Here is a 14634-nt window from a genome sequence, read left to right as displayed (position 1 = left end):
ATGCAACGTGTACTGTTTATCTGCCATGGGAACATCTGTCGCTCGACGATGGCTGAGTCCGTGTTTACTGAGCTGGTGCGCCGTGCTGGGCGCGAGGCGGAGTTCGTCATTGATTCTGCTGCGACCTCGACTGAGGAGATCGGCAATCCGCCGCATCACGGCACCGTCGCCAAGCTGCGCGAGGTCGGGATTCCCGTCGTAGCACATCGCGCGCGTCAGGTGCGCCGCGCGGAGTATGGCGACTGGGACCACATGGTCTATATGGATAACGAGAACGCCCGCGGCTTGCAGCGCATCTTTAGCAAGGACCCCGATGGCAAGATCTCACGCCTGCTCGATTGGACCGATCGCCCCGGCGATGTGATCGATCCCTGGTACACCGGCAACTTTGATGCCACCTACCGCGACGTGCTCGACGGCTGCACCGCCATGCTCGAGCAACTGTAGGCTATCGAGCGCGCGAACCGCGCCATCGGCATACATCGAGGGAGGATTTTCTCCCATATGCAAATCGAGGGTGGATTATCTCCCACTTTGAATACGAAATTGCGTCCAAAACGGGAGATAATCCACCCTCGTCACCTAGGCGGGAGAAAATCCTCGCTCGGTTACTCGTTGACGATCTCGGCGAGCCAGACGTTTAACGCATCGACCTCGGGGCAGCAGAACTTGGCCGTACCGGGCTCGTTGCCGGGCATTCGGAACTGGCCCTAGACGGGTTTGACCTCCAGCTTTATCCCCTCGGCACGGGAGTCACCAAAAACATCCGAAAGGGTCCAGATCGCATACAGAGGCAGATAGAGAACGGCGCCGTCGCGCTCAACGTTGCCTCTCGAGAAAACAATCCCGCGTTTTACGCCATACTCGGCCGTTTCAAGCACATGGCCGAGCGCGGCGTGCGCATGGTAATAGGAGCCCGATTTAACCTCGATCGGAACAGCCGTTCCATCCGGTCCGTCAACCACAAAGTCCACTTCACCGCGCTTTTTTGTCTGACAGTAGTAAAGCTGGCGATTTTGGGCAGCCAGCTGCTGAGCCACCACGTTTTCGTACACGCCGCCGAGGTTGGGATCCTTGCTGTCGAGGTACGCCGCCTGGGCGACCCCGATAGGATAACGGGCCATCAGCATCCCGGTATCGGACTGGTACAGCTTGAACTGGGACGGCCGTGCCGTCTTAAGCAGTGGGGACTTGGGCTCGGTCACGATGTCGGTCTTGAGAGCGACGCCGGCATCGACAAGCCAGACAAAATCTCGCTGGTATTTCTCGTAATGCGCCTTGGGATCTATGGAGTTGAGCACGAAACGCTTGTTCTCGCCCTCCAGCATGACGGGCAGCTGGTCGAAAATGCTCTGCACCTGGAGCGCGCGTCCGTTCGCGTATTTTGAGATATCCCGACGGTATTGCCCGTTCAGCTCGGACTGAAGCTGGTGGACGGACGCCAGATCACCCTGCGTGTCGAGGAATCGCTGCACAACCTCCGGCATACCGCCGACGACGATATAGGTCCTGAAGTTTGCCATCATTGCGTCGTGAATATAACCAGGAACCGACGTCTCGTTGCGGCACGCATCGCGAATCGAGCGCCTCGCCTCTTCGCTCACCCCAATCGCCCAGCTGAACTCCTCAAAATCCAGCGGGAACATCCTGAGCTCATGGACGTACCCCACGGGATAAGACCTGACGCCCTTGAATTGGGTCCCAAGCATGGACCCCGAGAATGCCCAGCGACAACGGCCGTCCTCGACAAGGAACTTGGCCATCGTCATGATGTCCGGCGCCTCCTGCACCTCATCGATAAATACGAGAGTTTTGCCCGGCGCTATCGACTTGCCCGTGAGAAGCGTCACCCTGCTGATGAAGTCATCAGCATCCCTCGCCCCGAGAAGGGCGTCTTTTGCCTGGCGGTTTTCCGCGAGATTGAGCTCGATATAGGTTGCGTAGTTTGACTTACCGAACTCGCGAATCGAGTAGCTCTTACCGATTTGGCGAGAACCCGTGACGAACAACGCCTTTCGTTCAATGGATCCCTGCCAACAATCAAGCTCATCAGCGATTTTCCTGCGCAACATAAGCTCTCCCATCGCCTCGATAAATGAAATGCAGATATTAATATCGACTATTATCGATGAAATGCAGAGATTTTAAGTACAGAAATTAGATGAAATGCAGAAATTTGAGCTTACTCGCGCACAGAACAACGACGCGTGCGTCTAAGCATGGGCATAAGTGAGGTCGAGATTCTCGCATACAAATCGAGCGAGGACTATCTCCCACTTTGAGTGCGAAATTGCGCCCAAAACGGAAGATAATCCACGCTCGATATTTCGACGGGAGAAAATCCTCGCTCGATTACTCGTCGACGATCTCGGCAAGCCAGACGTTCAGCGTATCGACCTCGGGGCAGCAGAACTTTGCCGTACCAGGCTCGTTGCCAGGCACGGTTCCGCCATAGCGCAGGATATCGATATAGGGAAAGCCCACATGGCAGGCCATGGCGCACATCTTGCCGCGGTCGCGGTCGAAGTCGAAGACGTCACCCGGCTTGTGCCCGTGATGGCAGCGGCATGTGCCCAGCTGGTCCACGCAGCTAATACGAATACGTGGGCGCCTGCCGCGCGGGGCACCGAGCGGCTTGTTCTCGCCCGCCGCCTCGGTGCTGCTCTCGTCGGCGTTACTCATGGTCAATCACATCCAGGCAGGCCTCGATGGGAAGGCCAGCGGACTTATCCTCCTGGTCGGCATTGCGCTCGATGAGCTCCGCTACCACACGCATGGCATCGCTCGTCGCGCGCTGCAGGCTCCAACCGGCCATAACGCGGCCGACAAGCACCGCCGAGAACGTGTCGCCCGTGCCCGGGAAGTAGACCGGAATCAGCTCGAAGGGAATCGTGAAGTACTCCCCCGCCACATGGTCGTAACCGATGACGACATTCGCACCGTCGACCACAGCGCTCGTAATGACCACCGACTTGGCGCCCAGGGCACGCACGGCATCCACAAGAACGCGGCCCTCATCGGGCGTGATTTGCTCGGCAATGGGCGTATCGGTGAGCAGGCACGCCTCGGTGTAGTTTGGTACCGCATAGTCGGCGCACTCGAGTAGGCTGCGCATGAGACCGATCGTGGACTCGGGCACGCCGGCGTAAAGCTTGCCGTTGTCGCCCATGATGGGGTCGACGAACACCTTGGTGCCCTTTTGCGCACGGCGGTGGCAAAAGTCCGAGATGATGCGCGTCTCTTCCTCGGTCACGATAAAGCCGGTCGAGATAGCGTCGAACTCAAACCCGAGCTCCTCCCAGATAGCGAGGCTCTGGCGCACGTACTCGGTGGTGTCATGGATGTAGAACTTGGGATAGTTGAGCGTATCGGACACCAGCGCCGTCGGCAGGTTGTGGATGCGATAGCCCATGTGCGACAGCACCGGCAGCATGGCGGAGAGCGCGACCTTGCCGTAGCCGCACATATCGTTGATCAGCAGCAGCTGAGTGTTCTTCATGAGAGTCCCCCTTGGGTCGGGCGCGGCACGATGGCGCCATAGTGCAACTAAGTGTAGCGCAGGGGACGTTGTGAGCGGAGGCGAGCGGTACGAAGGGCAAATTGTTGCGGAAAGGTTTCGGAAATGGGGGCTGTTTGCTACATCGCGGCCCAGTGGATAGTCATTGGGGACGTTCTTAAATGACTAGCCAAACAAGAACGTCCCCAACGACTAACCCAACGACTATCAGTGCAAAGAGTGTCCCCAAGTGCCGGCACATAAGGAACGTCCCCAAGTGCCAAAAAGGGCAACGTCGATGTTTTGGCAACGACAGCGAGCGGGTCGCATTTGAGGCAAGATGACGTGAAACGAAAGGGCGCTGACCTTCTGGTCGCGCCCTTGGAGTTGAACGTCAGATTGTCCAAATGCGGCCCGCGCAGCGTCGAGCGGTTACGGCGTTTGGTAAAACGCCGTAACTTAATAAGTTTGGTACCTTGACATTGATTTCTCACGCTCCTAAATTGGTTAGGCACAAAACAATTTCACTACCTAACTAAAGAAAGGAGCGAAGATTAGATATGCGTGTTGAACCACTCGCCTATCCGCATGAACCCGGCGGCGACCCCTCACGGCCAGCAGACGAGCCCGAGACCCAGTCCGACAAAGACCGTCTCGCCAAGCGAATCCTCAATGGGCTGGGGTTTTGCGGCCATTACATGCATTTTCACGGCGGCGGCATATCTGGCAAGGCGCCTATTGTCTGCCTACTCGCCAAGCAGCCGACCGGCGAGCTGTCCCAACAGGAGCTCGGCATGCACTTCGACCTCAAGCCGGGGTCCCTTTCCGAGATTCTGTCCAAGCTCGAACTGGGCGGTCTTATCGAGCGCAGTCGCAATCCCAAAGACCGTCGGCAGCTCACCATCCGCCTGACCGATGCGGGATGGGAAAAGGCCCGCGTTGAGCAGGCAGCCCGCATTCGCTTTAGAGAGCAGGCCTTTAGTGCCCTCACCCACGACGAGCGTGAACAGCTCGCCGAGATGCTCGAGAAAATCCGCGTAACCTGGGAGGAACTGGATGATTAAAACCCTTATGGGCAGCATCCGCGATTACATGAAGGTCACGATCGCCACGCCGCTGCTGGTGCTTGGCGAGGTAATCTGCCAGATGATGATCCCGTTTATCACCGCCGACATGATCGACGCCATCAAGGACGGCACCGCCGTTACCGAGATGCTGCCCACCGCCGGCCTTCTCGTACTCATCGCGCTGACGTCACTCGCCTTTGGCGCCGCTGCGGGCATCACCTGCAGCCATGCCAGCTGCGGCTTTGCCAAGAACCTGCGTCGCGACCTGTTCTACAAGATCCAGACGTTCAGCTTCGCCAACATCGACGAGTTCTCGAGTTCCTCGCTCGTCACGCGCCTCACCACCGACATCAACAACGTGCAGCAGGCCTTTATGATGCTCATCCGCATCGCCGTGCGCTCGCCGCTGGTGCTGGTCTTTGCCTTTACCATGGCATACGCCATGGGCGGCAGCGTCGCCATGGTCTACCTGGTCATCATTCCGCTGCTGGGCTTTGGCCTGTTCTTTATCATCTATAAGGTGCGCCCGATCTTTACCCGCGTGTTCCGCAAGTACGACGCGCTCAACGAATCGGTCGAGGAAAACGTCACCGGCATGCGCGTGGTCAAGAGCTACGTGCGCCAGGACTACGAGAAGGAGAAGTTCGCCACCGCCGCGCGCGACGTCCAGATGGACTTCACCCGCGCCGAGAAGTTGCTCGCCTTCAACAACCCCATGATGAACATCTGCGTCAACGGCGCGTTCGTCGTCATCATCTACCTGGGCTCCAAGCTCATCATCACGAGCCAGGGCACCCTGTTCGATGTGGGCCAGCTCTCCTCCATCTTTACCTACGGCTTCCAGATTCTGATGAGCCTAATGCAGCTGTCGATGATCTTTGTCATGGTGACCATGGCAGATGAGTCGGCGCACCGCATTACCGAGGTGTTGGCCGCCGAGCCCACGATCGCTAACCCGACCGAGCCCGTGCACGAGGTTGCCGACGGCTCCATCGACTTCGATCACGTGAGCTTTAAGTATTCCGAGCATGCCCGCCGCCAGGCGCTCGACGATATCGACCTGCATATTAAGAGCGGCGAGACCATCGGCATTATCGGTGGCACCGGCTCGGCCAAGTCGACGCTCGTGAACCTGATCGCCCGTCTGTACGATGTCACGGAGGGCACCGTGCGCGTCGGCGGCGTGGACGTGCGCGACTACGACCTGGACGCGCTGCGCCACCAGGTAGCCATGGTCCTGCAGAAAAACGTGCTGTTTAGCGGCACCATCGCCGAGAACCTGCGCTGGGGCGACCCGAACGCCACCGACGAGGAAGTCCGCGAGGCCGCACATCTGGCCTGCGCCGACGAGTTTGTCGACGGCTTCCCCAAGGGCTACGACACCTGGATCGAGCAGGGCGGCTCCAACGTTTCCGGCGGCCAGAAGCAGCGCCTGTGCATCGCGCGTGCCCTGCTGCGTCGCCCCAAGATCTTGATCCTGGACGACTCCACGAGCGCCGTCGACACCAAGACCGACGCCAAGATCCGCGAGGGCCTGGCGAGCTATCTGCCCAACACGACCAAGCTCATCATCGCCCAGCGCATCAGCTCCGTGCAGGACGCCGACCGCATCATCGTCATGGAGGGCGGCCGCATCAAGGACATCGGCAACCACGATGAGCTGCTCAAGACGAGCGAGATCTACCGCGAGACCTTTACCTCGCAAAATAAGATGAGTGCCGAAGGCGAGGACGCGGGCGAGACCGCCGCAGCCGACACCGAGGCATCCGCACCGCAAGCTCAGACCCAGGAAGGAGGCGAGGCACATGAGTAAGGCCGCTACCGCCGAGCGCGCGCGCAACCGCAAGGGCGGCACCATGACGCGCCTGATCAAGATGCTCTTTGGCTTCTACCCGGTGCTTTTGCCCCTCGTCGTCGCCGGCGTTGTGCTCTGCGCCATCATCAACTCCATCGGCGCGACGTTTCTTCAGAGCGCGCTGCAGGTCATTAGCGAATCGTGGCAGTCGGGCGACTGGACGGCCGCGCAGCCCAAGATTCTGAAGCTCGTGACCACCCTCGGCTGCATCTACACCGTGGGCGTCGCCTCCTCGCTCTTCTGGAACCGCGCCATGGCCGTCATCACGCAGGGCTCGCTCGAGAAGCTGCGCGAAAAGATGTTCAACCGCATGCAGGACCTGCCGATTCGCTACTTCGACACGCACCAGCGCGGCGACATCATGAGCCACTACACCAACGACATCGACACGTTGCGTCAGATGATCAGCCAGTCGCTGCCCAACCTGCTCATGACGATCATCGTCATCGTCACCGTGTTCTTCATCATGCTGTATTACAGCGTGTGGATGTGCCTGGTCATCATTGCCGGCATCGCCTTTATGACCTTTATGACCAAGCTGCTCGGCTCCAACTCCGCGCGCTTCTTTATCGCGCAGCAGACCGAGCTCGGCGTGGTCGAGGGCCATATCGAGGAAGTCATGAACGGCCAGAAAGTCGTCAAGGCGTTCTGTCACGAGTCCGCCGCCGAGGCCGATTTTGACGAGCGCAACGAGAAGCTCTTCGAGGTCTCGCAGAAGGCCAACATGTACGCCAACATCCTCATGCCGATCCTCGGGAACCTGGGCGACTTGCTCTACGTGCTGGTCGCGCTGACCGGCGGCATCTTCCTGGCGCTGGGCGTGCCCAACCTGAGCCTCTCGGGCATGGCGCTCTCCATCGCCGTCGTGGTGCCGTTCCTCAACATGACCAAGCAGTTCTGCGGCCAGATCGGCCAGATCTCACAGCAGATCAACGCCGTGGTCATGGGCCTTGCCGGCGCCGAGCGTATCTTTGAGCTACTCGACGAGGAGCCCGAGGCCGACGAGGGCTACGTGACGCTTGTCAACGCACAGGTGAATCCCGACACCTGGCAGCTCGAGGAGGCCGACCACCACACCGGCATGTGGGCTTGGAAGCACCCGCACCGCGCGACCGGCGAGATCGAGTACGTGCCGCTGCGTGGCGACCTGGTCATGGACAACGTGGACTTTGGCTATACGCCCGACCACGAGGTGCTGCACGGCGTGTCTGTGTACGCCAAGCCGGGCCAGAAGGTCGCGTTTGTCGGCGCCACCGGTGCCGGCAAGACGACCATCACCAACCTCATCAACCGCTTCTACGACATTGCCGACGGCAAGATCCGCTACGACGGCATCAACGTCAACAAGATTCGCAAGTCCGATCTGCGTCGCTCGCTCGGCGTGGTGCTGCAGGACGTGAACCTGTTCACCGGCACCGTCATGGACAACGTCCGCTACGGCAACCTGGACGCCACCGACGAGGAGTGCATCAAGGCGGCCAAGCTCGCGGGAGCGGACGACTTTATCACCCGCCTGCCCGACGGCTACGACACCATGCTCACCGGTAACGGCGCGCAGCTGTCGCAGGGCCAGCGCCAGCTGATCTCGATCGCGCGCGCCGCCGTCGCCGATCCGCCGGCGATGATTCTGGACGAGGCCACGAGCTCCATCGACACCCGCACCGAGGCTATCGTGCAGGCGGGCATGGACAAGCTCATGGAGGGCCGCACGACGTTTGTCATCGCGCACCGCCTCTCCACCGTGCGTAACTCCGACGCGATCATCTGCCTGGACCACGGCCGTATCATCGAGCGCGGCAACCACGACGAGCTGATCGCCAAGCGCGGGTATTACTACCAGCTGTACACCGGAGCTTTTGAGCTCGAGTAGATCTGGCAACCCGGAACTACGCCGCAACGCATAAGCCCCCGCAGTTCATATGAGCTGTGGGGGCTTTTTTCATGCCAGCCGGAAACCGTATCCCACTTTTCGGGCCCAGAATGGGATGCCGTTTCCCGCTGGACCCCCTCCGGGAAACGGCATCCCATTTCAAGGGAGTAAACCGGGATGTAGTTTCCCCTAACGGCACCTTTGGGAAGCCGCATCCCACTCTAGACGCACAAAACGGGATGAGCTTTCCCATGGTGATCCAAGACCAGAAGCATGTCCGATAGCGCAGCCAGGTCAAGAACAACAAGGCAAGCGTCACGCCAATTTGGACGAGCGTCTGCTGCAGTTTGAGGCTGCTGGCCCATATGGTAGAGTTAACCACCCATGAATTTCAGCACACTGCGTGCTGCCTGCTCTTTTGTCATTTAGGGGAGTGAACTTGTGAATACTTCTGTCGCCAAGAAGGCCAGCCAGGCGGTGCGCCTGCTCATGATGGTGCTCACGGCAGTTCTCATCTTCTTCTTCATCAATGTTATGCTGCTCGTCTCCGATATCCAGGGCACGGCGCGCGTGGTCAATTACGCCGGTCTGGTGCGCGGTACCACGCAGCGAATCGTTAAGCTCGAGGACGCGGGCCAGCCTCAAGATGACCTGCTCAAAGCCGTGGATTCATACATCAACGGCTTGCGTTACGGAAGTGACGACCTCAACCTCGTCCGTCTCGACGACGATGAGTATCAGGCAAAGATGACCGAGCTTGCAAATTATTATGATGAGCTTTGCGCCGAGATTAGCCGCGTGCGCGAAGTCGGCTACGAGAGCACCGACATCATCTCCATGAGCGAGGAGTTCTTTGGCATTTGCGACGATGCTACGCGACTCGCAGAGGACTACTCTCAGGAGAAGGCGTCGGCGCTCAACTATCTCGAGGGCTTGGTGATCATCGACATCGTGGGCTTGGTGGCGACCTTTGCGGTCGAACTTGTTCGCGCGGTGCGCACTGCCGCGCTCAACCGCGAGCTGCAGAGCAAAGTCTATCTCGACGAAGCCACAGGACTGCCCAATAAGAATAAGTGCGAGGAGATCTTGGGGCAGGAGCATCCCGTTTCCGCTGAACCGCCCGTTGCGCTGTGCGTCTTCGATCTTAACAATCTGCATATGGTCAATAACAACTTCGGCCATGAGAAGGGCGATGAATACATTCGCTCTTTTGCCCAACAACTGGGAAGTGTGGCGTCGGAGACGTGCTTTGTGGGTCGCGACGGCGGCGATGAGTTTATCGCGGTGCTGTGGGATGCCGACCGAGCCGCTGTGGAATCCTGTCTCGCTCGGGTTCGTGCGAACGTGAACGAGTATTCCGGGGCTCACCCCGACATGCCTATCAGCTATGCGGTGGGCTACGCGCTTTCCAGTGATTTTGATGAACCGCCTATGATGCGTGAGCTCTTTTCTCAGGCCGACAAAAACATGTACATCGACAAGAACCGCGTAAAGACAGCCGAGGCAGCCGGGCCGCAACGCGAGGACCGCTAAACCCGTAGCAAAGGGTAGCTAATTTGGGACGGGACTCTTTTGGCTATTTGAGAAGTTGTGCCATGGCGTTGACGAATTTTTGGACTTGGAGGGTGGGCTCGAGCGGATAGTGCAAAAAGACCGGCACCTCGCGACCGCATAGGAACGGCACGCCCACAAAGGCCGGGTGTACCCCCGACCATGCGCCGCAGGTGAGCACCGCGTCGCCCTTTTCCTCTGCCTCGTTAAAGAGCGCAAAGTCAAAGCTGTCCACGTCGATCACGTCAACGCCGCCGTCGGCCAGAAGGTCGATGCGCAGGCTGTCCATTGCGTCGTTGCCGTGGCGGAGCACGCGCAGGCGCATGCCCTCCAGGTCGGCAACCGTAATGCGTGTCTTGCGCGCCAGCGGGCTCGTGCGTGGCACGTCGATATAAAACGGCACGTTAACGATGCGGAGCTTTTGGCAGGCGTCACCCCAGCGCGGGGTCGAAAAACTCGACTGCACCACATCCACCTCGCGACCGAGGCTGCGCATGACGGTCTCGCGTTCGTCGTAGAGGTCGCTTACCGGCACGATCTCAAATCGCAGCGACGGTTCCAGATCGTGGATGCCCGACCACATCGACAGCGTTTGGCGCCCTGGGCACATCATCGACACGCCCAGGCGCACGGCACCGCCATCGCCCGCCGCGCGTCGGGCACGGCGCAGCGCGTCCTCGGACTGCCGCATGATCGAGCGCGCGTCGTCCACCAGCAGTGCGCCCGCCGGCGTCACCTTGACGCCCGAGTGCGAGCGTTCGAACAGCGTGATGCCAAACTCGGCCTCGAAGCCCGACACCTGCTTGACGAGCGCCGGGGTCGACACGCGCAATTTTGCCGCCGCACGCGAGAAGCTTCCCAGCTCCGCGGCGGCCGATATGGCCTCGAGTCGTCGATCGTACACGTCAATCTCCCGTTTTCGCGCCCATGGCCACATGGTGCCACAGGGGGTTGTTTTCGCAGGTCACACACTCAATCAAGGACACATCGTCTTGCGAGCTATAAACCTACGGTTAACGCCATTCTAACAAATATGCAATTCACCTGCGCAAATGCAAAGCATACGATAACCAGCGAAAACCACGTGGGTCGGTTAATGGGAGCGACCCACCGGGAGGCACAAGAAGGGAAGTTCCTATGAGCAATTGGCTTAAGCTCGAGGGCGATGTCTGCGCCGTGACCGGCGCGCTCGGCGGTATGGGCGTCGAGATTTGCCGCGAGTTCGCCCGCAACGGCGCCAACGTCGTCCTGCTCGACCTGGACGAGGAGAAGGTCAAGGCCGCAGCCGCCGACCTCGCCGCCGAGTTTGGCATCCACGCCGAGGGCTACAAGATGAACGCCACCGACGAGGCCGAGGTTCAGGCCGCCGTCGATGCCACCATCGCCGACTTCGGCCGCGTCGACGTCCTTGTCAACACCGCCGGCATCCTGCGCTTCGCCGCCATGGAGGACCTGCCGCTGAGCGACTGGGAGCAGGTGCTCAACGTCAACCTCACCGGTTACTTCATCACCTCGCAGCGCTTTGGTCGCGAGATGATCAAGGCCGGCCAGGGTCGCCTGGTGCACATCTCGACCGTTGCCAGCCACTCCCCCGAGACGTTCTCGGGCGTGTACAGCTCCACCAAGGCGGGCGTCAACATGATGTCCAAGATGCTGGCTGCCGAATGGGGCCCCTACGGCGTCCGCTCCAACTGCGTCGAGCCTTGCTTCGTTAAGACCCCGATGTCGGCCAACTTCTACGCCGACCCCGAGGTCGAAAAGAGCCGCAGCCGCCTGATCGCCACGCGCCGCATCGGCGAGGTCAGCGATATCGCCAACGCCGTCATGTTCCTGGCGTCCAAGCGCTCGGACTTTACCACCGGCGACGCCATCAAGGTCGACGGCGGCTTCTCCAACATGATGGGCGACCTCACCGCCAAGCCCGGCGGCCGTCGCGCCTATGCCGACAACTACCTTAAGAACAAGGGTGTCGAGCTCTGGTCCGATGAGTCCGGCGTCGCCAAGCCGACTGACCAGTAAACCAACCCGACAGGGAGGACCCGCAGACACGCCTGTTCCTCCCCCGTATCGATTAGAAAGAGTCCAATGGCTTCCACCAACTCCAACAAGGGTCGCGCCGTCGTGCTTTCCGCCGCGTGCGTCACCATGTTCTTCATCAGCTCCATCGCGCTGTATTCCGTCGTGAGCAAGAACCTGCTCGCCGTCTACCCCGAGTGGTCGAGCGCCCTTACCTGGGCCTTCCCGGTCTTTCAGACCATCATGGCCGTGACGGGCATCTTCGCCGGCCGCATCTCCGATAAGATCGGCCCGCGCAACGTCGTGATCGCCGCCGCCGTGTGCTACGGCCTGGGCTGGTTCATGTCCGGTACCGTCACCGAGCCGTGGCAGTTCTACCTGTGGTTCTCGCTCGTCGCCGCCGTCGGCAACGGCCTGGGCTACAACCCGGCGCTCACCACCGGCCAGAAGTGGTTCATCGACAAGAAGGGCCTCGCCTCCGGCATCACCCTGGCCGCTTCGACCGCCGGCCCCGCTGTGCTGTCCCCGGTGCTCGCCTCGCTGCTCATCCCGAGCCTTGGCATCTTTGGCGCCCTTAAGGCGCTCGGCATCATCTTCTTTGTGATGATCGCCGCCTCCGCCCTGTTCCTGAAGGCCCCCGAGGCCGGTTGGCTGCCCGAGGGCTTCGAGGCCCCCAAGGGCGGCGCCCACGCCGGCACCTTCGGCGACCTCACCCCGGGCGAGATGGTCAAGACCCCGCGCTTCTGGGTCCTCATCATCACCTTCGCCTTTGCCGCCACCGCCGGCACCCTGCTCGTCGGCAAGGTTGCCTCCATCGCCGCCGTCCAGCTCTTCGCCGACCCCACGAGCGCCGCTGCCGTCGCTCTCGGCGGTGTGGTCGTCTCCGTCAACACCTGCGCCAACCTGGTCGGCCGTCTGTCCTTTGGTCAGATCATCGACAAGCTTGGTGCCTACAAGTCGCTGCTCATCAGCCTTATCGTCACCATCGTCGCGCTCGTTATCATGTCGATGAGCTTTACGCAGAGCATGTTCTTCGTGGCGCTCGCCCTGCTCGGCTTTAGCTTTGGCGCCCTGCTCGTCATCTACCCGCCGCTCACCGGTGGTGCCTTCGGTACCAGCAACATCGGCGTCAACTACGGCATCATGTTTTTGGGCTACGCCGCTTCCACCTGGATCAGCCAGCCCATCACCGCCGTGCTGTATCACGCCGAGGCCGGCAGCGCCGCCTACCAGCAGTCCTTCTACGGCGCCATCGTGATCGCCGCCATCGCCGTCGTGCTCACCGTCTACATGATGGTCTCCGACAGCAAGAAGAAGTCCGCTTAGTAATTGCCGATGTGACAAAGGGACTGTCCCTTTGTCACATTCCGCCGCCACCATTAATTAAGGAGTCGAAATGTCTGAGCTCAACCCCGTCCGCATTGCCGTCATCGGCGCCGGCGCCATGGGCCGCAACCACATCCGCTTTGTCACCGAGGAGCCCGAGGCCGAACTCGTCGCCATCGCCGACGCCTTTGAAGGCGCCCGCGCCACGGCCGAGGCCGCCGGCGTGCCGTTCTTTACCGATCCCGCCCAGATGATGGACGAGGTCAAACCCGAGGCCGTCATCATCGCCACGCCCAACGACCTGCACCTGGGCGTTGCCCGCGAGGCCGTCAAGCGCAACATCGTGCCGCTGGTCGAAAAGCCGATCTCCAACGACCTCGAGGACGCCCAGGCCTTCGCCGCCGAGGCCGAGACCGCCGGCGTGCCCGTGCTCGTAGGTCAGCACCGTCGCCACAACCCCTTCGTCAACAAGGCCAAGGAGATCATCGAGTCCGGCGAGCTGGGCAAGCTCACCGTGTCGAGCTTCCACTACATGATCTATAAGAATGACGAGTATTTCGATGTCGAGTGGCGCCGCAAGAAGGGTGCCGGCCCGATCCTGGTCAACCTGGTTCACGACGTCGACCTGCTCCGCTATCTGCTGGGCGAGCCTGTTGCCGTCCAGGGTATGCAGTCCAGCGCCGCCCGCGGTTTTGAGACCGAGGACTCCGCCGTGGTCAACGTCCGTTTTGCCGATGGCGCGCTCGCAAGCATGACCATCTCCGACGCCACCGCCAGCCCCTGGAACTGGGAGGCAACCGCTCGCGAGGATCCGCAGTACCGCCCCTTCGACGCCGACGCCTACTTTATCGGCGGCACCAAGGGCGCCCTGTCGCTGCCCCGCCTGCACCAGTTCTCCTACGACGGCGCCTCCAACTGGCACAAGCCGCTGCAGATGGAGATTCCGGCTGTCGACCCGGCGCTGCCACACAAGATGCAGCTCAAGCACTTTGTGAAGGTTGTCCGCCGCGAGGTCGAGCCCGTCGTAACCCCCGCCGACAACGTCAAGACGCTCACGCTTCTCAACGCCATCAAGGAGGCCGCCGAGACCGGCCAGCTCGTCGAGCTGTAATGCCTTAAGAGCGACCGCGGCAAACCCCATGCCGAACCCCTCGGTCCGCCACCAATAAGCCCCTCTTCTTTGCCCCGCGAGAAGCCTCCTGCCCGCGGGACATTTTGCTACCTTGCCGACGATTTTTCTGAGACGGGGGCCATTTTGCACCTCAGCCTGATTCGTTCGCCACGAAATGGGCCTATCTACTACGCTTAACCGATCGCCCTCAACCATGCCGAATTTCGCGAAATAAAAACCGACGCTCCTATAAGTTGTCAATAGGCAGTTTGCGGGAGCGCTCCCTTCAATTCGCACAGGAGCTCGTAATACCTCCTCTCCAGTTTCGTCGACCGCCGTCTC

At 60.5% G+C, this 14634-nt stretch carries 12 protein-coding genes; 8 read left to right on the top strand and 4 right to left on the bottom strand.

What is annotated here, in order from left to right; all coding sequences use genetic code 11:
- Positions 1-447 (top strand): low molecular weight protein-tyrosine-phosphatase, encoded by a 447-nt coding sequence (locus tag LK493_RS07885; RefSeq protein WP_227790664.1) that lies wholly within the window; start codon positions 1-3, stop codon positions 445-447.
- Positions 448-710: 263 nt separating this feature from the next.
- Here the strand turns inward: LK493_RS07885 and LK493_RS07880 are convergent, their stop codons facing one another.
- The 3 genes from LK493_RS07880 to LK493_RS07870 all read right to left on the bottom strand — a co-directional run bounded on the left by LK493_RS07880 (position 711) and on the right by LK493_RS07870 (position 3499).
- The gene (locus LK493_RS07880) at positions 711-2072 is read right to left on the bottom strand and encodes an ATP-binding protein (RefSeq protein WP_227790663.1); all 1362 of its coding nucleotides are present in this window, start codon (positions 2070-2072) and stop codon (positions 711-713) included.
- 280 nt (positions 2073-2352) lie between these two features.
- A complete protein-coding gene (locus LK493_RS07875) occupies positions 2353-2682 on the bottom strand; it encodes a TIGR04076 family protein (RefSeq protein WP_226812458.1) in 330 nt (109 codons plus the stop codon).
- Positions 2675-3499 carry a PfkB family carbohydrate kinase gene (locus tag LK493_RS07870; RefSeq protein WP_227790662.1) on the bottom strand — a complete coding sequence of 275 codons (825 nt, stop codon included), beginning with the start codon at positions 3497-3499 and terminating at the stop codon, positions 2675-2677. Before LK493_RS07870 ends, LK493_RS07875 begins: the two co-directional genes overlap by 8 nt.
- Before the next feature lie 557 nt (positions 3500-4056).
- Here LK493_RS07870 and LK493_RS07865 point away from each other — a divergent pair.
- From LK493_RS07865 to LK493_RS10305, 4 genes are all read left to right on the top strand, one after another.
- On the top strand, positions 4057-4560 hold the full coding sequence (locus tag LK493_RS07865; RefSeq protein ID WP_161145206.1) for a MarR family winged helix-turn-helix transcriptional regulator: 504 nt from the start codon (positions 4057-4059) through the stop codon (positions 4558-4560).
- Positions 4553-6376 (top strand): ABC transporter ATP-binding protein, encoded by a 1824-nt coding sequence (locus tag LK493_RS07860; protein WP_227790661.1) that lies wholly within the window; start codon positions 4553-4555, stop codon positions 6374-6376. The genes LK493_RS07865 and LK493_RS07860 overlap by 8 nt, the downstream gene beginning before the upstream one ends.
- Positions 6369-8288 (top strand): ABC transporter ATP-binding protein, encoded by a 1920-nt coding sequence (locus LK493_RS07855; RefSeq protein ID WP_227790660.1) that lies wholly within the window; start codon positions 6369-6371, stop codon positions 8286-8288. Before LK493_RS07860 ends, LK493_RS07855 begins: the two co-directional genes overlap by 8 nt.
- A gap of 441 nt (positions 8289-8729) precedes the next feature.
- Complete coding sequence (locus LK493_RS10305; RefSeq protein WP_227790659.1) at positions 8730-9821, top strand: GGDEF domain-containing protein; 1092 nt, start codon at positions 8730-8732, stop codon at positions 9819-9821.
- A gap of 43 nt (positions 9822-9864) precedes the next feature.
- Here the strand turns inward: LK493_RS10305 and LK493_RS07845 are convergent, their stop codons facing one another.
- Positions 9865-10743: a LysR family transcriptional regulator gene (locus LK493_RS07845; protein WP_227790658.1), complete on the bottom strand. Its 879-nt coding sequence runs from the start codon at positions 10741-10743 to the stop codon at positions 9865-9867.
- Positions 10744-10976: 233 nt separating this feature from the next.
- Here LK493_RS07845 and LK493_RS07840 point away from each other — a divergent pair, with 233 nt between their 5' ends.
- The 3 genes from LK493_RS07840 (at position 10977) to LK493_RS07830 (ending at position 14292) form a co-directional block, all read left to right on the top strand.
- The gene (locus LK493_RS07840) at positions 10977-11858 is read left to right on the top strand and encodes an SDR family NAD(P)-dependent oxidoreductase (RefSeq protein ID WP_118934451.1); all 882 of its coding nucleotides are present in this window, start codon (positions 10977-10979) and stop codon (positions 11856-11858) included.
- Between the two features lie 66 nt (positions 11859-11924).
- Positions 11925-13181 (top strand): MFS transporter, encoded by a 1257-nt coding sequence (locus tag LK493_RS07835; protein ID WP_227790657.1) that lies wholly within the window; start codon positions 11925-11927, stop codon positions 13179-13181.
- Positions 13182-13251: 70 nt separating this feature from the next.
- Complete coding sequence (locus LK493_RS07830) at positions 13252-14292, top strand: Gfo/Idh/MocA family protein (protein WP_138375132.1); 1041 nt, start codon at positions 13252-13254, stop codon at positions 14290-14292.
- Positions 14293-14634: the final 342 nt, after the last annotated feature.

Origin of the sequence: Collinsella aerofaciens (genome assembly GCF_020709435.1) — a bacterium.
Lineage (GTDB): Bacteria > Actinomycetota > Coriobacteriia > Coriobacteriales > Coriobacteriaceae > Collinsella > Collinsella aerofaciens_AU.
The sequence above is the reverse complement of the archived record's forward strand: the minus strand, read 5'-3'. Positions and strand labels throughout refer to the sequence as shown.